This is a genomic window from Xanthomonas translucens pv. undulosa, from assembly GCF_017301775.1.
Classification (GTDB): Bacteria; Pseudomonadota; Gammaproteobacteria; order Xanthomonadales; family Xanthomonadaceae; genus Xanthomonas_A; species Xanthomonas_A translucens.
Genome location: NZ_CP063993.1, coordinates 2,445,151 through 2,464,086, shown reverse-complemented (window position 1 = coordinate 2,464,086; position 18,936 = coordinate 2,445,151). Strand labels below are relative to the sequence as shown.

Here is an 18,936-nt window from a genome sequence, read left to right as displayed (position 1 = left end):
TATCGCACTGGGACCCCCGTCCAGTACCACCCCAAGATGAGGTTGGCGGACGGTAACAGCAACTGCAAGCGGTGACATGATGCGCCGCAACATTGCGCAATGGGGCGGCACACCGTGCGATACGCCGACGTCGCGCCGCTATCGTTGTCTCGGCCAGGACGATCGGGCCAAGCATTGTCCTGCAGCGACATCGACATCGCGTCCCGCAGCCGCCGCGACGGCACCGCACAGGCGCGCGGCTTGCCGGAATCGCGCGCGCGCAGCAAGATGCTGAACGTTTTGGGGAACGAGCCGAATAGAGTATGTCGCCGCCACGCCCGACCTGGCTCACGCCCTTGCATGTCGTCCCAGCGCTGCTGCTGGCCGCGCTGGCTCTGTCCGGCTGCAAGCGCAGCCCCGCCGAGCTGCCCGGCGCCAGCGCCGAACCGGCCGCGGCCGTGCGCGAGCTGGCGCGCACGCTGCAGCGCAACGACCTGGCCGGCTATGCCCGTGCCGCGGTCCCGTCCGAGCAGTACCAACGCCTGCAGCAGGCCTGGAGCGAGGACCGCAGCCGCTGGCCACTGACCCAGCTGCCGCTGGCCGAGCGCCTGCCCGAAGTGCTCGACACCCTGGCCGCGGCGGACGCCGAGCGACAGCTGCAGCGCGCCTTCGACGCGCAGTTCGGCGGACAGACCGCGAGCCTGCGCCAGGCCGCGCACTCGCTGGGCCTGTTCGGCGTGCAGTATTTGCGCAACCAGGGCGACTACACGCCGGAGCAGCGCGGCCACTACGTGCAGCTGGTGCAGGGGCTGAGCGGCTGGGCCGAACACGCGCCGCTGGCCGAGCGCAAGCGCGCGCAGGCGGCGATCGCGCAGCTCAGCGCCGCCGCACGCCGCACCGGCCTGCGCAGCGACGCCGACCTGCGCAGCCAGGGCATGGAGCAGAGCCTGCAGCGGCTCGGCCCGTTCCTGGGAGAGCTGAAGACGGTGCTGGCCGGCTACGGCCTGGACCTGGACACCAGCGCGCGCGAACTGCGCACCGGGCTGGTCAGCCAGCAAGGCGACCAGGCCGTGGTGCGCATCCAGTACCCGCTGGGCAGCGCGCAGATCGACACCACCGCCTTGCTGGTCCGCCGCCGGGGGCACTGGTATCTGCGCGATACCCTGCACGCGGTGGACGCGCTGCTGGCCGCCGCGGCACCCGCCGCCCCTGCCGCCCCCCCGGCGGCGCCGGCCGCCGACCACGCAGCGCCGGCTAAGCGATAATGCCGTCGATGCCAGAACAAAACCCCCTCCCCTTCCCCGACGCCGCCGCGGCTGCGCGCACCTCGGACCCGGCGTCCGCGCCCGCCCCCGCTGCCAGTGGCGATGCCGCGGGCAGCGTGCCGCCGGCCACCGGCGCTGCCGCGCTGCCAAGCCAGGCGCTGGCCGCGCGCGCCGCCAAGCGGCCGCTGTGGGCGCGCCTGCTCGGGCGCGTGGCCGATCCGTGGCTGGGCCTGAACATCGAACCGGCCGAACCCAGCCAGTACGACGACGGCCGCCCGGTGGTCTACGTGCTGGAGGACTACGGCCTGTCCAACGCGCTGATTCTGGACAAGGCCTGCCGCGAGGCCGGCCTGCCATCGCCGCTGGTGCCGCTGCCCGGCGACCCGCTGGGGCGCAAGCGCGCCTACCTGGCGCTGTCGCGGCGCAGCAGCAGCAACGCGCTGATCCCCGAGCAGCGCGGCGCCAAGACCCATTCCGATTCGCTGGCCAAGCTGCTGCAGGCGCACCGCGAACGCCCGGACCTGGACATCCACCTGGTGCCGGTGTCGATCTTCGTCGGCCGCGCCCCGGACAAGCAGAGCGGCTGGTTCGCGGTGCTGTTCTCGGAAAACTGGGCGCTGGTCGGCAGCTTCCGCCGCCTGCTCGGCGTGCTGCTCAACGGCCGCAGCACCATCGTGCGCTTCGCCCCGCCGGTGTCGATGCGGTTGACCATCGAGGAAGGGCTGCCGCCGGAGCGCACCGTGCGCAAGCTGCAGCGCGTGCTGCGCACCCATTTCCGGCGCATCCGCGAGGCGGTGATCGGGCCGGACCTGTCGACCCGGCGGCTGCTGGTGGACCAGGTGCTGGCCGCCGAGCCAGTGCGCGAGGCGATCGCCGCGCAGGCCAAGCGCGACACCAGCAAGCCGATGGATGCCTGGCGCAAGGCCCACGCCTATGCCTGGGAGATCGCCGCCGACTACTCCAGCCCGGTGGTGCGTTCGGCCAGCTTCCTGCTCACCCACGTGTGGAACCGCATCTACGCTGGCGTGCTGGTGCACCACCTGGACAAGCTGAAAGAAGCCGCACCCGGGCACGAAGTGATCTACGTGCCCAGCCACCGCAGCCACATGGACTACCTGCTGCTGTCCTACCTGCTGTACGAACGCGGCATCGTGCCGCCGCACATCGTGGCCGGCATCAACCTCAACCTGCCGGTGGTCGGCACCCTGCTGCGCAAGGGCGGCGCGTTCTTCATCCGCCGCTCGATCCGCGGCAACGCGCTGTACTCGGCGGTGCTCAGCGAATACGTGGCGCAGCTGGTGGCAGGCGGCTATTCGATCGAATACTTCGTCGAAGGCGGGCGTTCGCGCACCGGCCGCCTGCTGCAGCCCAAGGGCGGCATGATCGCGATGACCCTGCGCGCTTTCCTGCGCCAGCCGCGCAAGCCGGTGCTGTTCCAGCCGATCTACGTCGGCTACGAGAAGCTGATGGAAGGCAACAGCTATCTCGACGAACTCAGCGGCCGGCCCAAGGAGAAGGAATCGATCTGGGGCCTGCTGTGGAGCATCCCCAAGGTGCTCAAGCAGAACTACGGCCAGGTGGTGGTGAACTTCGGCGAGCCGATCGCGCTGAGTCAGGTGCTGGCGCAGCGCGCGCCGGACTGGGACGGCCAGCCGCTGGGCGAGGACGAGAAACCGAACTGGTTGAACGGCACCGTCGATGCGCTGGCGCAGCAGATCCAGGTGCACATCAACGCCGCCGCCGACGTCAATCCGGTCAACCTGCTGGCGCTGGCGCTGCTGTCCACGCCCAAGCACGCGATGGGCGAGGCCGACCTGATCGCGCAGATCGAACTGTGCAAGAAACTGCTGGCCGAACTGCCGTACTCGGACCGGGTCACCGTCACCCCGCATTCGCCCGAGCGCATCATCGCCCACGCCGAGGAGATCAACGTGCTGACCCGCACGCCGCATCCGCTCGGCGACGTGCTCAGCGTCAACGGCGACAACGCGGTGCTGCTGAGCTACTTCCGCAACAACGTGCTGCACCTGTTCACCGCGTCCTCGTGGGTGGCGTGCTGCTTCCAGAACAACCGCCGCATGAGCCGCTCCGGGCTGCTGCGGCTGGGCCGCACCGTATACCCGTTCCTGCAGGCCGAGCTGTTCCTGCCGTGGAGCGAGGACCAGTTCGCCGAACGCATCGAGCGCACCATCGAGGTGTTCGCGCGCGAAGGCCTGCTGCTGCAGGTCAACGACGACGACGGCGGGATGCTGGCGCGCAACACCGGGCAGACCGACGAAGTGTTCCGCCTGCGCGCGATCGGGCATTCGCTGCAGCAGGCGTTCGAGCGCTACTACATCGCCATTTCGGTGCTGGTCAAGAACGGCCCAGGCAAGCTCGGCGCCGGCGAACTGGAAAGCCTGTGCCAGCAGGCCGCGCAACGCCTGAGCCTGCTGTACGCCCCGGCCGCGCCGGAGTTCTTCGACAAGACCCTGTTCCGCGGCTTCATCCAGAAGCTGCGCGAACTGAAACTGGTGTGGCCGGACGCGAACAGCAAGCTGATGTTCGACGAGCGTTTGGATGCGTGGGCCAAGGACGCCAAGTTCATTCTTGGCCGCGAGTTGCGCCATACGATCGAACGGGTCAGCCCGGAGGCGGCGAAGCCGGAAGAGACTCCGGTACCGCAGGATTGAGGCGGCCGCATGGTGCTTTTCTCGCCGCTAGCGGCAGACCTGCAGGAGCGGCTTCAGCCGCCGAACAGATCGCCAGTGACCGGCCCGGCAGGCGCGACGTCCGCTGGATAGACCAATTGCCCGTGCGCATCGCTGCGCGCGGCAGGGTTGAGGACGGCCGGCTCGCGGCGCTTGCCGTCGATCAGGTGGATCACCGGGTGGCCGTGGTGCAGCAGGTGATCGCAGACGATCTGGCGGTGGCATTGGCGCCAGTCGGCTTCGGCGCACATCACCGCGCAGGCGCCGACGCTGCCGAGCGCGCGCAGCTCGGCCAGCGCCGCGCCGAAGTCGGCGCCCAGTGCGTAGTCCGCGTAGTGGTGGAAGCCGGCACTGTGCCAGTGGCCGTTGCGCTGCGGGTCGATGCCGGGCTGCTTGCCGCGGCGCCCGCCCAACGCGCGGAAGTGCCGGTAGCCGATGCCGGCGGCGGCCAGGCTGCGCGCCAGCGCGCGGCCGTCGAACTGCGGGAAGCGCCGCGACCACGGGAATGCCCGCACATCGGCCAGCTGGGCGACCTGCGCGCCGTGCAGGATGTCCAGGAATGCTTGCAGCGGACGGGTGGAATGGCCGACGCTGAAGAACGTCGCCGCGCTCACGCCGGTTCGTCGGGAATCAGCAGGTTTTCCAGGCGCATGATGCAATCCTTGAGCTGTAGCTTGCGCTTCTTCAGCCGCTTGGCCTGCAGCTCGTCGTCGAGGTTGGCCGGGGTGCGCTGGATCTGTTCGTCGAGCGCACGGTGCTCGCGACGCAGGGCGTCGATGCGCAGGGAGATCTCGGCGGGCGTCATGTCTTCCACGAGCTCCGAGCATACACAGGCAACGGGTCTGCCGTCACCGTAGGCGGCGACGGCGACTTTGTCGGCACGCCGCGCTGGCGGCACACTGTCTCCGGCGCCGCGGCGGAGGCGGCGCCATTCCCTTTGTCCGTATCACCGGCGGCCGGATCGCCGCCGGGAAACGAGTCTCCATGCGTTTGCGCCCTTCCCTCTTGGTCCGCCGAGAACGGCAAGCGGGTGATCCCGGCCGGCACCCCGGTCAAGGTCACCGACTACGGCCGCTACCGGGTCAACCTGCTGATCGACGGCCACAAGCAATCGATCGGCAACGACTACAGCCGCGAGCAGCCCGCGTCACCAAGGGCATGACCCGCGAACAGACGCTGATAGCGCTGGGCTACCCGATCAGCAGCGAGAACCCGAACCTGGACGCTAAGCTGTGGCGCTACTGGCTGACCAGCTTCGGCGAGTTCCAGGTGTCCTTCGACGCTGCCGGCAAGATCGACAAGGTCACCGCCGATCCGCAGACCCAGAATCTGGTCTGGATGCCGTAAGCCGCGCAGCGCCTGCGCACGGGCAGCGGCCGTCGGCGCTGCGCGTGCGGTACGGGTCGGCGCACCGGCCCTGCAGCGGCCTCACTGCCCGTAGGGATGGACCAGCGCGATGCGCCCCTGCGCATCGTGCTGCAGTTCGGTGAGCTTCATCGAACGCAGGTGGGTGACGCCGCCGGACAGCATCGCGTCGTGATAGAACAGGTACCAGGTGCCCTGGAATTCGCAGATCGAGTGATGCGTGGTCCAACCGACCACCGGGCTCATGATCGGCCCCTGGTAGGTGAACGGGCCGTAGGGCGAATCGCCGATCGCGTAGCACAGCAGGTGGGTGTTGCCGGTGGAGTACGACAGGTAGTAGCGGCCGCCGTACTTGTGCAGCCACGGCGCTTCGAAGAAGCGGCGCGCATGGTCGCCGGCCCGCAGCGGCTGGCCGTGTTCGTCGACGATGCTGACCTCGCGCGGCGGCTCGGCGAACTGGGTCATGTCCGCACGCAGCCGTGCCACGCGCGGGCCCAGCGCCGGCGCGGCATCGCCCGGTTCCTCGTGCGCCTGCGCATACACGTTGTCGCGGTACTTCTGCAGCTGCCCGCCCCAGATCCCGCCGAAGTACAGGTAATGCGCGCCGTCGTCGTCGGCGAACGCGGCCGGATCGATCGAATAGCTGCCCTCCATGGCCTGCGGCTCGGCAGTGAACGGCCCTTCCGGGCGCGCACCGATGGCCACGCCGATCTGGAAGATGCCGTCGGCGCGCTTGGCAGGGAAGTAGAGGTAGTAGCGGCCGTCCTTGCACGCCGCATCCGGCGCCCACATCTGCCGCTCGGCCCACGGCACGTCCCTGACGTGCAGCGCCACGCCGCAGTCCACCGCCGGGCCGTCGGCGCTGTCCATGCGGAACACGTGGTAGTCCTCCATGTCGAAATGGCCGCCGTCGTCGTTGAAGGCGATGCCGGCATCGATGTCGTGCGAGGGATAGATGTACAGCGCACCCTCGAACACGTGCGCGGACGGGTCGGCGGTGTACATGTGGGTGACCAGGGGCTGCGAGATGGCCTTGCAGGCCAGCGCATGCAGGTCGGCGGCATCGGTGTCGGCGGACATTGCGTACCTAGCGTGATGGGAAGAAACGTCAGTTGCCGAGCGCGGCGGCCTGCAGGCGGCGCGCGTCCAGTTCGCGTTCGATGCGCGATTCCAGCGCCTTGTCGATCTCGTACAGGAACAGCAGCGCCACCCCGAGCAGGAACGGGATCGCGCAGTACACGCTGACCGCCAGGCGGATGCCGCCGGTCACCGCCGCGCTCTGCTGCGGCAGCGCGGCGTCGTAGCCGTAGAACGCGAGCAGGCCGGCGACCAGCGCACCGCCGACGCTCAGGCCGACCTTCAGCCCGCACAGCATTGCCGAGAAGATGATCGCGGTGGCGCGGCGGTGGTTCTTCCACTCCGAATAGTCGGCCACGTCGGCGATCATCGCCCACAGCAGCGGGATGGTGATGCCGTAGAAGAACCCGTGCAGCACGTAGGAGCCGAACACCAGGCTGATCGCCTGCGGCGGATAGACCGCGAACGCCAGCAGGAACAGCGTGGACACCAGCAGCGCCGCACCGAACACGTTGCGCTTGCCGTAGCGGTCGGCCAGGCGCTTGGAGCAGCCGATGCCGACGATCATCGCCAGGATGCCGCCGGCGCTGAACACGCTGAAGGCAGAGGTCGGCGCATCCTGCGGCCAGTGCAGCGCGGTCAGCCCGGCGCTGGCGAGCAAGCCGTTGATGCCGGCGATGAAGCCGTTGAACCCGGCCTGGTCGAGGAAGCGGGTCAGCGCCGCCGCATCCAGGTAGTACTTGAAGTAGTAGACATACATGCCGCCCTTCATCGCCAGGTTGACGAACACCAGGATGGTCAGCGCCAGCATCACCAGCCACGGCTTGTTGCCGACCAGGTCGCCCAGGTCCTTGCGCACGCTGGAGCGCTGCGCGGCGATCGGCAGCACCCGCTCGCGGGTGCTGAGGAAGGTGATCAGGAAGCACAGCGTGCCGACCACCGCGAACAGCGCCATGGTGCGCTGGAAGCCCTGCGCCTTGTCGCCGTTGCCCAGGATCAGCACCAGCGGCAGCAGCAGCACCTGGATCACGAACTGGGCGATGGTGACCGCGAAGAAGCGGTACGCCGACAGGCTGTTGCGCTGCTCCATGCTGCCGGTGAGCACGCCGCTGAGCGCCGAGTACGGCAGGTTGTTGGCGACGTAGATCAGCACCAGCAAGGTGTAGGTCACGAACGCGTAGACCACCTTGCCCTGCTCGCTCAGCGCCGGGGTGCTGAAGGCGAGCAGCGAGATCGCGCCGAACGGCAGCGCAGTCCACAGGATCCACGGCCGGAACTTGCCCCAGCGCGTGCGCGTGCGGTCGGCGAGGATGCCCACCAGCGGGGTGAACACCAAGGCGCCGAACAGGCCGACCACCGAGATCAGCGTGGCCGCGGTGCCTGCGGGGATGCGGTAGATGTCGGTGTAGAAGAACGCCAGGAACGTGATCAGGGTCTGGAAGATCAGGTTGGCGGCCAGGTCGCCCAGGCTGTAACCGATCTTTTCGCTGAGCGGGAGGCGGTGCGTGCTGGTCATGGGCCTGGAAATCGCGGGGGGGGATTTGCCGCCCTCTGCGCCGGGAAAGGGGCTGGAGGACGAGGGTACGGCGAATCTGCACGCCGGTCGGCGCGGCCCCGAGGAGACCACGCCGCCGGCACGCAGGATCAGAACGAACCGCGGATGCCGAGCATGATGGTGCGGCCGGGCCGGTACAGGTCGTAGGTGGCGTTCGGATACTGGAAGGTGGTGCGCAGCGGTTCGTCGGTGAGGTTGGTGACGTTGAGGGTGATCTGCGGCGCCGAGCGGATCCACGCCAGCGTGTAGCTGGCCGACAGATCCAGCTGCCCGCGCGCATCGGCCATCAGCCGCGCGTCGGGAATGCCGTTCTGGTTGGCGCCGGAGATGATCATGTCGTCGTTCCAGGCGTAGGACAGGCGCACCGAGGCGTTGTTCTTCTCCCAGTACACGGTGCCATTCCACAGGTTCGGCGCCACCGCCACCGCCACCGCCTGGATGCCGTCGCCCTCGGACGCCTGCTTGACGTGGGTGAAGTTGAGACTGAAGCCTAGGCCATCGAACAGGCGGTCCAGCGGCTGCACCCAGATCGCTTCCAGGCCGCGGATGTTGAGCGTGCCGTCGGCGTTGACCTGGGTCTGCACGTCCACGGTGGCCGCGTTCGGCCCGCCGCGCTGATCGAGCGCGGCCTGCTGGGTCGCGCTCAGGTTGCTGTAGTCCACGCCCAGGTCCAGGAACGGGATGCGGCGCACGCCGTTGACGGTGAAGCCGTCGATGCGCTTGTCGAACAGGGTCAGGCCGACGAAGCCCTCGCCGCCGGTGTACCACTCGCCGCCGATGTCCACGTTGGTGGAGCGGTACGGCGCCAGGTTCGAATTGCCCTGGGTGGCGGTCTGCGCGGAGGGATCGCTGAAGTTGGTGTTGGGCAGCATCGCGCTGGGATCGGGCCGGGTCAGCGTGCGCGAGCCGGACAGGCGAAGCACCACGCTGTCGGCCACGTCCCAGGCCAGGTTGAACGAGGGCAGCAGTTCGTTGTAGCTCGAGTTCAGCACCTGGTAGCGGCGTACCCCGCCGATGGTGACCGGGCCGCTGATGGTCTGGTCGGTGGTCACGTAGCGCACGCCGGCATTGAAGCGCAGCGAACGGTTCCACACGTCGGTCTCGGCGTTGGTCTCGACGTAGAAGCCCCAGTTCTTTTCCAGGATGCCGCCGGTGGAGGCGCCGGTGTTGGCGGCGTTGGTCTCCGGCGCACTGGCGCTCAGGCCGTAGTAACCGCTGTCGCGCAGGAAGCGGTCGAAGTCCACGGTGATGAAGCCGCCCGGGCCGGGCTTGAGGTAGGACGCCAGCGCCGACTGCGGGATCAGCGAACCGGCGCCGCCGGTGCAGGTGGTGGCCGCGCCGCGACAGACCTGGGTTTCCCATGCGGTGCTGTTATCGAAGCCGCGGATGCGGCGCTCGGCCTGGTCGTAGGCGACGCCGACCTTGATATTGCGCTTGTCCTCGCCGAACTGCAGGTCGGCGCGCGCGCCGCGGGTTTCGGTCTCGCGCTTTTCGTTGCTGATGTTGAGGCGGCCGCCGGTCCAGCTCCAGCCCAGGTTCGGATCGGCGAGGTCCAACGGGCTGGTGATCGACGGCTGGTCGCCACCGCTGTTGCGGTAGTCCACGGTAGTGAACGGCGAGGTCACCAGCACGCTCGGCGACTGCCGGTACAGCCAGCTGCGGGTGGCATTGGCCTGCACGTTGAGCTTGATGTCCTGGTCCGCGCCGAACAGCAGCTCGGCGCCGGGATTGACGCTCCAGAACTTGACCTGTTCGCGGTACGGCCGCGCTTCCAGGAAGTACTGCGCATTGGTCAAGGTGGCATCGGTGACGACGTTGTTGTCGTCCAGCTGCATGTCCAACGGGAGCATGTTGCCGTTGCGCCCGATCAGATTCATGCTGGTGCGCTCGGTGGTGCGCTTGGCCTTGGAGAACAGCGTGTCCAGGTAGAAATGCGCGGTGTCGCTGGGCCGCCATTCCAGCGACATCACCGACGCGTCGCGGTCGCGATCGCCCTGCATCTGCACGCGGCGGCCCAGGCGCGGGATCAGCGCGTCGCTGATCTGCGCGATGCTCAGGCCGGGGTTATGCGCCAGCAGCCAGGCCGCATCGATGCTCTGCCCGGGCGTGAGTCCGGCACCGGCGGTGACCGGCACCGTATCGGGAATGCGCCAGTTGCCACCGCCAGTGGCGTTGCACGCGGCCGGCTGGTTGCTCGAGGGGGTGCCGGCCGGCGGCGTCAGCCCGCATTGCGCATAGGTCAGGCCGGGGTTGGTCCAGCCGATGGTCTCGAAGCCTTCCACGCCGAGCTTGCTGCGCACCGAGGCCACGCCGAACAGCGCGCCGAAGGTACCTGCCTCGTTGGTCCAGCTGCCCATCAGCGCGCCGCGCGGCGTGGTCTTTTCGCTGGTGCTGTTCCAATCGCCTTGCAGTTGGTAGGTCAGATGCGTGCCGGGCCGATCGAACGGCCGCGCGCTGCGCATGTCCACCACGCCGGACACGCCGCCTTCGAGCATGCTCGCGGTGGGCGTCTTGCTCACCGTCAGCTGGGTGAAGAACTCGGTCGGGAACAGATTCAGGTCCACTTCGCGGTTCTGGTTCTGCGCGTTGATGCCGATCGAGGCGGTGGCGATGCTGGCGCCGTTGAGCGTGGTCTTGGTGAAGCTGGTGCCCAGGCCGCGGATGGCGATATTCAGCCCTTCGCCGTTGACGTCGCGCGCGAGTTGCACGCCGGGGATGCGGTTGAGCGACTCGGCGATGTTCATGTCCGGGAACTTGCCGATGTCCTCGGCGAACACGGTATCGCTGAAGGTCACCGAATCGCGCTTGGCATCGGTGGAGAACTGGATACTGCGGCGGTAACCGGAGACATTGACCGTATCCAGCTGCTTGACCGCATCGTCGCCGGCCGGTGCCGGCGCAGGTGCCGCCTGCGGCGCCGTGGGTGCCTGCGCCCAGGCGCTGCCAGCGGCCATGCCCAGCAATGCAGCGGCCAATGCATGAGACAACGTGGTGCGCGCGTAACTGTTCTTCACCGTGATTCTCCCCAAAACAGGTGACCTGCGGCCCTACGATGCCACGCGGAGCAGCCAGCCGACGAATTGCCCGAGCGATGGAAAAATGTGCAGCGACTTCGGATACCCGTGTCATGGGCCGTGGCCGCGGATGGTAGCGCTACCAAGATGGTAGTCACGCTGCACGGCAACATAATGCCGGACAAAATCGATACATTACTGAAATATACGCTCAGTTTCGTTAGATACACGTCACGCTTCGCATCTCGCCACCGTGTTTCGTGTTGCTGGACACGATGGATCGTCTGAGCCGGCATTTTTAGTGTTAGCGCTATCACACTGCGGCGACCGCCGCGCCCTGCAGGATCGAAGCGAATGCACCGAGCCGGACACAGCGCAGACCGCATGCTGCATGCAGTATCCGACAGCCGTGCGCGCACTGCGCGGCGCATCTCGATGCTGAGGTGCCGGCAGCCCGTCAGTTATGTGCCGGTGTTCCTGATGGCCGGCTCGGCCTATCTGCTGGCGCTGTTGCAATGGCTGGCGCCGCCGTTGCAGCCGGCGCGGCTGCAAGCACATGCCTAGATCGTCTCCCCCACCCCCACCCACCCCCCCAGCCATCAAGGTGCCATGATGAAAACACTGACTTCGCTTTTGTTTATGCTGTTGCTGGCCTGTTCCGCTGTAGCCGGCGCCGCGCCCATCGCGGCCGGCAAGCAGCGCTTCCTGGGCTGTGCCTACAGTCCGCCGCAGGCACAGGATTTCACCAAGGACTGGAACAAGGTCACCCCCGAGAACGCCGGCAAATGGGGCAGCGTGGAAGCCGTGCGCGGGCGCATGGACTGGGGCGCGCTCGATGAAGCCTACAACCTGGCCAAGCGCAACAACATGCCGTTCCAGATGCACGTGATGGTCTGGGGCAGCCAACAGCCGCTATGGATGCGGACCCTGTCGCCGACAGAGCAGCGCGCGGCCATCGAGCACTGGTTCGCCGCGGTGGCGCAGCGTTATCCGAACATCGACCTGCTGGAGGTGGCCAACGAAACGCTGCCGGGCCACAATCAGCCCGACAACAGGAAGAGCGACAGCGGCAACTACATCCAGGCGCTGGGCGGCACCGGCAGCACCGGCGTCGACTGGGTGCTGCAGGCGTTCCGTCTGGCAAGGCAGTATTTCCCGAGAACCAAGCTGATGATCAACGATTTCGGCATCACCAGCGATAACAACGCCACGCGCCAGTACCTGCACACCATCCAGCTGCTGCAGCAGGAACACCTGATCGATGCGATCGGCCTGCAGGAACACGCCTTCGAGACGGAACCGTACGCGCCGATTCCGGTGCATCGCGCCAACCTGGACCTGCTGGCCACGACCGGCCTGCCGATCTACGTCACCGAATTCGACCTGGACGGGCCGAACGACGCCCAGCAGTTGGCCAACTACCAGCGCGTGTTCCCGCTGTTCTGGGAGCACCCGAGCGTGCGCGGCGTGACCATGTGGGGCTTCCGCCGCGGCCTGTGGCGCGACAAGGAAGGCGCCTACCTGGAACGCGACAATAACAGCGAGCGCCCGGCAATGACCTGGCTGCGCAGCTATGTGGCGAGCAGGCCGTAACGCGGCGCGTCAGGCTTCTCCATTTCCCGGACCTGCACTCCATCATGTCCTCACCCGCCCTGTCCCTGCACCCCGACCGCCTACTGCCGCCGGAACCGGGGATGCGGGCGATCGCGCGGCGCCTGTACGCACAGGTCGCCGCGCTGCCCATCGTCAGCCCGCACGGCCACACCGACCCGGCCTGGTTCGCCGGGGATGCGCCGTTCGCCAACGCCACCGAACTGCTGCTGGTGGCCGACCACTACGTGTTCCGCATGCTCTACAGCCAGGGCGTGGACCTGGACGCGCTGGGCATCCCGCACGCCGACGGCAGCCGTACCGCGGTGGACCCGCGCGCGGCCTGGCGCGTGTTCGCCGAGCGTTTCCACTTGCTGCGCGGTACGCCCTCGGCGCTGTGGTTGAACCATGTGTTCCACGAGGTGTTCGGCCTGCGCGTGCGGCTGGATGCGGCCAGCGCCGACCTGTACTACGACCGCATCGGCGAGGCGCTGCAGACCCCGGCGTTCCGGCCGCGCGCGCTGTTCGATCGTTTCGGCATCGAGGTGATCGCCACCACCGAATCGCCGCTGGATCCGCTGCAGCAGCATGCCGCGATCCGCGCAAGCGATTGGAGCGTTCCTGGCCAAATTGGTCGCCGAACATGGCCTCGACGAGGACGAGGCCGCCGAGGTGGCGATCGACTTGGCCTACCGGTTGCCGAAGCGGGCATACCGGCTGTGAGCGCACTGCGCTTGAGCGCCACGCTCGAAAGATGACCGCCTCCATGCCCGCACTGCGCAAGACCCTGATCGGCCTGCTGCTGTGCGGCATTGCGCCAGCGCAGGCCGCCGATGCTGCCGCCACCGCTGCAGGCACGCCGGCGGCGGCGACCACCCGCGGCCTCAAGGACGCCTACGCCGGCGCGTTCCTGATCGGCACCGCGGTCAACGCCGACATCGTCTCCGGCAAGGACGCGGCCTGCGCCGCGCTGGTGCCGCGGCAGTTCAACGCGATCACCGCCGAGAATGCGATGAAGGCCGAGGTGGTCAATCCGCGTCCCGGCGTCTTCGACTTCGCCGCCGCCGATGCCTTCGTCGCGTATGGCCGCCGCCACGGCATGTTCGTGGTCGGCCACACCCTGGTCTGGCACAACCAGACCCCCGACTGGTTCTTCGTCGATGCGCAGGGCAAGCCCAACGGCCGCGACGCGCAACTCGAACGCATGCGCGCACATATCAAGGCCGTGGCGGGGCGCTACGTCGGCAAGGTGCAGGCCTGGGACGTGGTCAACGAAGTGATCGACGAGGACGGCAGCTACCGCAACACCAAGTGGGTGGAGCGGGTCGGCGACGGCGACGAGCTGGTGCGGCAGGCGTTCCGCTTCGCCGCACAATCCGCGCCGGATGCGCAGCTGTACTACAACGACTTCAATGCCTGGCGCCCGCAAAAGCGCGACGGCATCGTGCGCATGGTGAAGATGCTGCAGCGCGCCGGCATCCGCATCGATGGCGTCGGCATGCAGGGCCACTGGGGCCTGGACTATCCCAGCCTGCACGACATCGATGCGGCGATCGACGCCTACGCCGCGCTCGGGGTCAAGGTGATGATCACCGAGCTGGATGTGGACGTACTGCCGCTGACCAAGGAAGGCCAGGTGATCGGCACCGGCATGGCGCACAAGCAGTTCCAGCTGCCCGAGTTCAAGCGCTTCCTCGATCCGTACCGCGACGGCCTGCCGGCCGACGTGCAGGCGCGGCTGCGCGATCGCTATGCCGAACTGTTTCAACTGTTCTGGCGCAAGCGCGACAAGCTGGCGCGGGTCAGCGTGTGGGGCGTGGACGACGGCATGTCGTGGAAGAACGACTACCCGGTGCCAGGCCGCCGCAACTATCCGCTGCTGTTCGACCGCCAGCGCAAGCCCAAGCCTGCGTTCGACGCGGTGCTGGCGGTGCCGGCGCAGGCGCAATAGCGCGTCCGTTGGCGCAGCCGCAGCAGCCTCCACCGCCACGGCCCGCCCTGGCATTTGTCAGGCAGCTGGCCGCACTGCTGCGAGGGCCGACACGCCGCTGCCGACTCAGCGCGTCGGCACCTGCGGCGACTGAGCCTGGGTCTGCGCCTGCGTGGCCTGTTGCTGTGCCGTGTACTCCTGCAACTGCTGGTAGGTTTCCTGCGCCGGCCGCGCCTCGCGCTCGGGCGTGTTGTCCAGCGTCTGCCGCTGCGCCTGGCCCCGCTTCGCGTCGGTCGCGTCGAACGTGTCCACCGTCTTCTTCAACTCATCGTCGTTCGCCATCACCCATCTCCTTAGGCAGTGGCCGGGATTTGCAACTGGCAGACGCCACCGTGGCCGCGAGCATACCCAGTCGCGCGTGCGCGCGCAGGTGAAGAGCACGCGCCCGGCAGATGGCATCATCGGCCCACACCACCCAGGAATGCTCCGATGCGATTTCCGACCCGGGCCCTGCTCGCCGCCGCCGTCCTGGCGTTGTTCGCCTGCTGCGCGAAGAGCCAGCCGCCCGCACCGCGCTTTCCCGTGATCGGCCATGTCACCGCGTTCGATCCCGCGTTCAGCGACACGGTGGCCGCGGACGCGCGCATCGAGCGCATCGCCGAAGGCTTCACCTGGTCCGAAAGCCCGGCCTGGGTGCGCGACGGCGGCTACCTGCTGTTCAACGACGTGCCGCAGAACACCATGTACCGCTGGTCCGAGCGCGACGGCCTGTCGGTGTTCCTCAAGCCGTCCGGCTACGCCGGTCCGCCGCTGGAGGCCTTGCGCGAGGCCGGTGCCAACGGCCTGCAGGCCGAACCGTCCGGCAGCGTGCTGCTCGCCGATTCGGGCAACCGCAGCATCGCCCGGCTCGATCCCGCCACGCGGCGCAAGACCCCGCTGGCCAGCGCCTACGACGGCCGCCGTTTCAACAGCCCCAACGATCTGGTGCGGCGTAGCGACGGCGTGGTGTTCTTCACCGACCCGCCGTACGGCCTGAAGGGCGGCGACACCTCCCCGGTCAAGGAACTGCGCTTCAACGGCGTGTACCGGCTGGACCCCGACGGCAGCGTGCACCTGCTCGACGACAGCCTGAGCCTGCCCAACGGCATCGCCCTGTCGCCCGACGAACGCACCCTGTACGTGGCCAACTCCGACCCGGCGCGGCCGATCTGGACCGCCTACACGCTCGACGCGCGCGGCGCGGTCACCAGCAAGCGCATCTTCGCCGACGCCTCCGACATCGTCGGCGACACCCACCCCGGCCTGCCGGACGGCATGGCCGTGGCCAGCGACGGGCGCCTGTTCGCCACCGGCCCCGGCGGCGTGCTGGTGTTCGCGCCCGACGGCCGCCGCCTGGGCCGCATCGAAACCGGCGGCCCCGTCGCCAACTGCGCCTTCGGCGACGACGGCCGCACCCTGTACATGACCTCGCACACGATCCTGGCGCGGGTGCGGGTGAAGGCGACGGGGTTGGGGTTTGCGCCGTAGCGGCGGCGATGTTTCTGCAGGAAGGGGGCTGAGTGGCCCCAGACCATCAATCGCGGCAAGACGCCGACAATACCGCTCCCTTCTCCCCCCGGGAGAAGGTGGCGCACAGCGCCGGGTGAGGGTACGTCCGACCGAGACATTCGCACGACGCGTCAGGCTGCTGCGTTCACGGCAGGCATCCGCCGTGGACGCACTGCAATCCAACGATGCCCAGGGAACAGGGCGATGTTTCGGTCTTGGAAATGCCGAGTGACTCTCGGGATCGAGGCCGGCGCCATCGCAGCAATAAACCGACCACCACCACCACGCCAGGCGCCGCCTAACGCGACGCTGGCGTGGCCCCGGCGGCGCACGCAACACGCGCGTGCGCCCACCAATGGCGTCAGACTTTGGAGCGCAGCGGATTTGGAGCGGCGCGCGCTGCCCGCGACTTCTTCTTGCCCACAGCCCGCGCCGATGGCACGACCGCAGCCGGCACGCGGCTGATCAACAACACCCCACGCCCCACCGTCACCCGCAACGCATCGCCCACCGCAAAACCGTACTGCTCCAGCCAGCGCCCGGACAGACGCAGCTTGGGCACGGCGCAGCCGACGACATCCTCGGCGCGGCGCACGTCGTAATGCTGGTAACCCATCGTGCAGCGCTCGGGCACGCGGAAGCGCAGGCGCGACGCGGCGGGTGCGATGAAGGGGGAAGCATCGGCGGTCGCCGGGTGCTCAGCGGCCTGCGTGTCGGCTGATCGAGCACGGCGCTTGGGTGTACGCGACGCGGACGCAGCCTTGGGGGGAGTGAAGTTGGTGCTGTTGAAACGGTGCATGTCGGACTCCTTGTGTGCTGAGGAATCCACCGACTCGCTGTCAACCGAGGTGGCGGACGGTGCGCGGTTGACAGACCGGCCACAAGGAACCGGCAGACCTTTCGGCCTCCGCACACCGCCCGCCATAGGGCGAGCACGCGCCCCATCGCGAAAGCCGGACAAAAGAAAAGCGCCGACATCGAGCAATGGGCGCTGGTGCGCCTTGTGGTTTCAGGCTGTCAATCCCGGCTGCGGAATGTGCCGCAGCATTTCGATCATGCGGCTTGGTATTGAATCCTGTCAATGGATTTCCATCCAGATTTCAAGCAATTTTTCTGGAAAAGAAAGCCCGGCGACAGCGAATCAAACGTCTACCGGCGCGAGGGCGAGGATGCTTGCGGCCGCGGAATTGTGCTGATACCGTCGCATTGGCAAGCTACTAGGAAAGGACACCATGATTAGGCACAAGAGTTACACACCTTCCAAAGGTGAATTTGTTGGTGTGATGAGTTCGCCGCGGCAGATTAGCCGGAGGAAATCAGGAATAGACACCTTGATTATCAGCCAAACTGTCGCCGAATATTAGTTAGGCAGCGATATGATTGCTCCTGAGGTCAAAGGCTATGGCGAGTGCGATACTGAGTCGTTCGATGACTATTACGCTCGCTGGCCGGACCAGCTCAGCAACTTTCCAAAATGCGTCATTGAGAACTGGGTATATCGGCATTGGCAGGACTTCGAGAACCTTTGGCTTGATAAGTCAATTGAGCTCTTTGCTTTTACGCAAGCGGAACTAAATAATTCGCAGATTATGCAGATTGGCCACATCGACAAATGGCTAAAGACGCTTGACTACTGGGGGGATGAGCTTTTCCGTGACAAGATGCGTCAAGAGACTTGGCTCGCTAAGTACATGCTTGCTAATGGCACCTCGCCCGCACCCATAATCGTCGCGCCAAATACCTCTGGGCTAGAGCATCCCAAAGGCACACCGATGCACTCAAATCAACTGATAGAGGGGCACATGCGTCTTGCTTATCTCCGCGGCATGATTCGCCACCACCATCCGACGCTAAAGTCATCGCATAGTGTTTGGCACGTGTCGCTGCCTAACAATTCATTCAAGCCGAACCCGCTTCGCGGGTCGGCTTAATTCTAGTGTTATACGTCAGAACAATATGACTGAGTCTCAGAGAATTAAGTTCGCCTACTACGATGCTGGTTGGGCAGTGGATGCCGGAGATCAGAGCCTGCTCCGAGCGAGGGCGCAGAGCGTTGTTGCCGTGGACGTTACGGAAGAAATGGACGGACACCTCTTCTGCCCTGAATGCTGCACAAGCGTAAGTAAGTCACCTAAGCTGCGTCAGAGATTCAGGAATAATCGAAAAGCATGTTTCGTACATTGGCCTTCGTACAAAGATGTGCCATGCGGGCTGCGTTCCACCAAATCAGTCGGGATGCGTTTTGATAGCGAAGAAACAGCAGCACAGGCATTAGATAGTGAAGAGCTAGTTCTGATAAACCAGTTCATGAGAAATCAGCCAGAGCAGCCAGATGGTGGAGGGGTGTATCAACAGACTCCTGTTGAGGACGAGGCCGGCCCTCTCTCTGATGTTCCAATCTCAAGGCACAGGGGGGAAACCTTTCGGCTACCCACGCGCATCTCTTCTATTCAAATGTTATGCCGGCGTTTTGACATAAACTTGCACCGCTACTATCAGCTTCCGGGTCATCCTCACCCACAACCGCTTTATGAATTACTTCACCCGGTTACAGGCATAGAAGGAGAGAGGGACGAGCCAAGATTGTATTTTGGCAAAATTGAGGGCAGCTTTGTTAATAGCAACAACCCTCAGCCATACCACCTTCGCATGACGCGACTTTCTTCAGGTCCAAGAATAATCGATTTCTATCTGAAGCAAAACAATGCTGAGCAGGAAAGCAAAGGAATTGGACGCGACATGATTGGGCGTTATGTACTGTTCTGGGCAGCGATAACAGCAAACGGCATCGGCTACTGCGCGGAGCACTTAGGCTGGGGCGAATATGCTTTGTTGCCAGATCGATACACTCGTATTCTAGATGAGCTCGCTGATGTATAACAATTGGGCATAAAGGGGCCAGAGGCTGAGGTTTCCCCAGCTT

The 18,936-nt window shown here is 66.4% G+C and carries 16 protein-coding genes and 2 pseudogenes; 11 read left to right on the top strand and 7 right to left on the bottom strand.

Translation table 11 applies throughout. From position 1 onward, the window contains the following. Nucleotides 1–302: 302 nt before the first annotated feature. Together ISN38_RS10430 and plsB are read left to right on the top strand one after the other, a co-directional pair. Nucleotides 303–1,244, top strand: a complete 942-nt coding sequence (locus tag ISN38_RS10430; protein ID WP_206711792.1) for a hypothetical protein — start codon at nucleotides 303–305, stop codon at nucleotides 1,242–1,244. Further along, entirely contained in the window at nucleotides 1,244–3,916 is a 2,673-nt protein-coding gene (gene plsB, locus ISN38_RS10425; RefSeq protein ID WP_003469858.1) for a glycerol-3-phosphate 1-O-acyltransferase PlsB, read from the top strand. The genes ISN38_RS10430 and plsB overlap by 1 nt, the downstream gene beginning before the upstream one ends. A gap of 53 nt (nucleotides 3,917–3,969) precedes the next feature. On the opposite strand, the gene ISN38_RS10420 is transcribed toward plsB, so the two are convergent. Beyond that, entirely contained in the window at nucleotides 3,970–4,548 is a 579-nt protein-coding gene (locus ISN38_RS10420; RefSeq protein ID WP_003469860.1) for a DUF488 domain-containing protein, read from the bottom strand. Next, on the bottom strand, nucleotides 4,545–4,739 hold the full coding sequence (locus ISN38_RS10415; RefSeq protein ID WP_003469862.1) for a YdcH family protein: 195 nt from the start codon (nucleotides 4,737–4,739) through the stop codon (nucleotides 4,545–4,547). The genes ISN38_RS10420 and ISN38_RS10415 overlap by 4 nt, the downstream gene beginning before the upstream one ends. A gap of 225 nt (nucleotides 4,740–4,964) precedes the next feature. Here ISN38_RS10415 and ISN38_RS20835 point away from each other — a divergent pair, with 225 nt between their 5' ends. Then, nucleotides 4,965–5,096 carry a hypothetical protein gene (locus ISN38_RS20835; RefSeq protein WP_003469863.1) on the top strand — a complete coding sequence of 44 codons (132 nt, stop codon included), beginning with the start codon at nucleotides 4,965–4,967 and terminating at the stop codon, nucleotides 5,094–5,096. Beyond that, a pseudogene (locus ISN38_RS20830) lies at nucleotides 5,084–5,281 on the top strand (hypothetical protein); the annotation flags it as partial. The gene ISN38_RS20835 and the pseudogene ISN38_RS20830, both read left to right, overlap by 13 nt. Before the next feature lie 81 nt (nucleotides 5,282–5,362). On the opposite strand, the gene ISN38_RS10405 reads toward ISN38_RS20830, so the two are convergent. The 3 genes from ISN38_RS10405 to ISN38_RS10395 form a co-directional block, all read right to left on the bottom strand. Continuing rightward, entirely contained in the window at nucleotides 5,363–6,379 is a 1,017-nt protein-coding gene (locus tag ISN38_RS10405) for a glycoside hydrolase family 43 protein (protein ID WP_058358236.1), read from the bottom strand. A 28-nt stretch (nucleotides 6,380–6,407) separates the two neighbouring features. Continuing rightward, nucleotides 6,408–7,892, bottom strand: a complete 1,485-nt coding sequence (locus ISN38_RS10400; RefSeq protein WP_058361844.1) for an MFS transporter — start codon at nucleotides 7,890–7,892, stop codon at nucleotides 6,408–6,410. A gap of 128 nt (nucleotides 7,893–8,020) precedes the next feature. Then, nucleotides 8,021–10,945: a TonB-dependent receptor gene (locus tag ISN38_RS10395; RefSeq protein WP_206711791.1), complete on the bottom strand. Its 2,925-nt coding sequence runs from the start codon at nucleotides 10,943–10,945 to the stop codon at nucleotides 8,021–8,023. Between the two features lie 384 nt (nucleotides 10,946–11,329). Between ISN38_RS10395 and ISN38_RS10390 the strand changes: the two genes are divergently transcribed. The 4 genes and pseudogenes from ISN38_RS10390 (at nucleotide 11,330) to ISN38_RS10375 (ending at nucleotide 14,486) form a co-directional block, all read left to right on the top strand. Further along, entirely contained in the window at nucleotides 11,330–11,509 is a 180-nt protein-coding gene (locus ISN38_RS10390; RefSeq protein ID WP_206712237.1) for a hypothetical protein, read from the top strand. 48 nt (nucleotides 11,510–11,557) lie between these two features. Then, on the top strand, nucleotides 11,558–12,538 hold the full coding sequence (locus ISN38_RS10385; protein WP_425509967.1) for an endo-1,4-beta-xylanase: 981 nt from the start codon (nucleotides 11,558–11,560) through the stop codon (nucleotides 12,536–12,538). 44 nt (nucleotides 12,539–12,582) lie between these two features. After that, nucleotides 12,583–13,149 (top strand): annotated as a pseudogene (locus tag ISN38_RS10380) (glucuronate isomerase); the annotation flags it as partial. Between the two features lie 140 nt (nucleotides 13,150–13,289). Then, on the top strand, nucleotides 13,290–14,486 hold the full coding sequence (locus ISN38_RS10375) for an endo-1,4-beta-xylanase (protein ID WP_003469871.1): 1,197 nt from the start codon (nucleotides 13,290–13,292) through the stop codon (nucleotides 14,484–14,486). 105 nt (nucleotides 14,487–14,591) lie between these two features. Here the strand turns inward: ISN38_RS10375 and ISN38_RS10370 are convergent, their stop codons facing one another. Then, nucleotides 14,592–14,807, bottom strand: a complete 216-nt coding sequence (locus ISN38_RS10370; RefSeq protein WP_003469872.1) for a hypothetical protein — start codon at nucleotides 14,805–14,807, stop codon at nucleotides 14,592–14,594. A 147-nt stretch (nucleotides 14,808–14,954) separates the two neighbouring features. Here ISN38_RS10370 and ISN38_RS10365 point away from each other — a divergent pair, with 147 nt between their 5' ends. Beyond that, on the top strand, nucleotides 14,955–15,992 hold the full coding sequence (locus ISN38_RS10365) for an SMP-30/gluconolactonase/LRE family protein (RefSeq protein WP_058362438.1): 1,038 nt from the start codon (nucleotides 14,955–14,957) through the stop codon (nucleotides 15,990–15,992). A 382-nt stretch (nucleotides 15,993–16,374) separates the two neighbouring features. Here ISN38_RS10365 and ISN38_RS20310 read toward each other — a convergent pair whose 3' ends face one another. Beyond that, on the bottom strand, nucleotides 16,375–16,812 hold the full coding sequence (locus ISN38_RS20310) for a SymE family type I addiction module toxin (protein WP_233243540.1): 438 nt from the start codon (nucleotides 16,810–16,812) through the stop codon (nucleotides 16,375–16,377). A gap of 577 nt (nucleotides 16,813–17,389) precedes the next feature. On the opposite strand from ISN38_RS20310, the gene ISN38_RS10355 reads away from it, so the two are divergent. Then, entirely contained in the window at nucleotides 17,390–17,944 is a 555-nt protein-coding gene (locus ISN38_RS10355) for a hypothetical protein (RefSeq protein WP_233243541.1), read from the top strand. Between the two features lie 304 nt (nucleotides 17,945–18,248). After that, the gene (locus ISN38_RS10350; RefSeq protein WP_081046575.1) at nucleotides 18,249–18,893 is read left to right on the top strand and encodes a hypothetical protein; all 645 of its coding nucleotides are present in this window, start codon (nucleotides 18,249–18,251) and stop codon (nucleotides 18,891–18,893) included. Nucleotides 18,894–18,936: the final 43 nt, after the last annotated feature.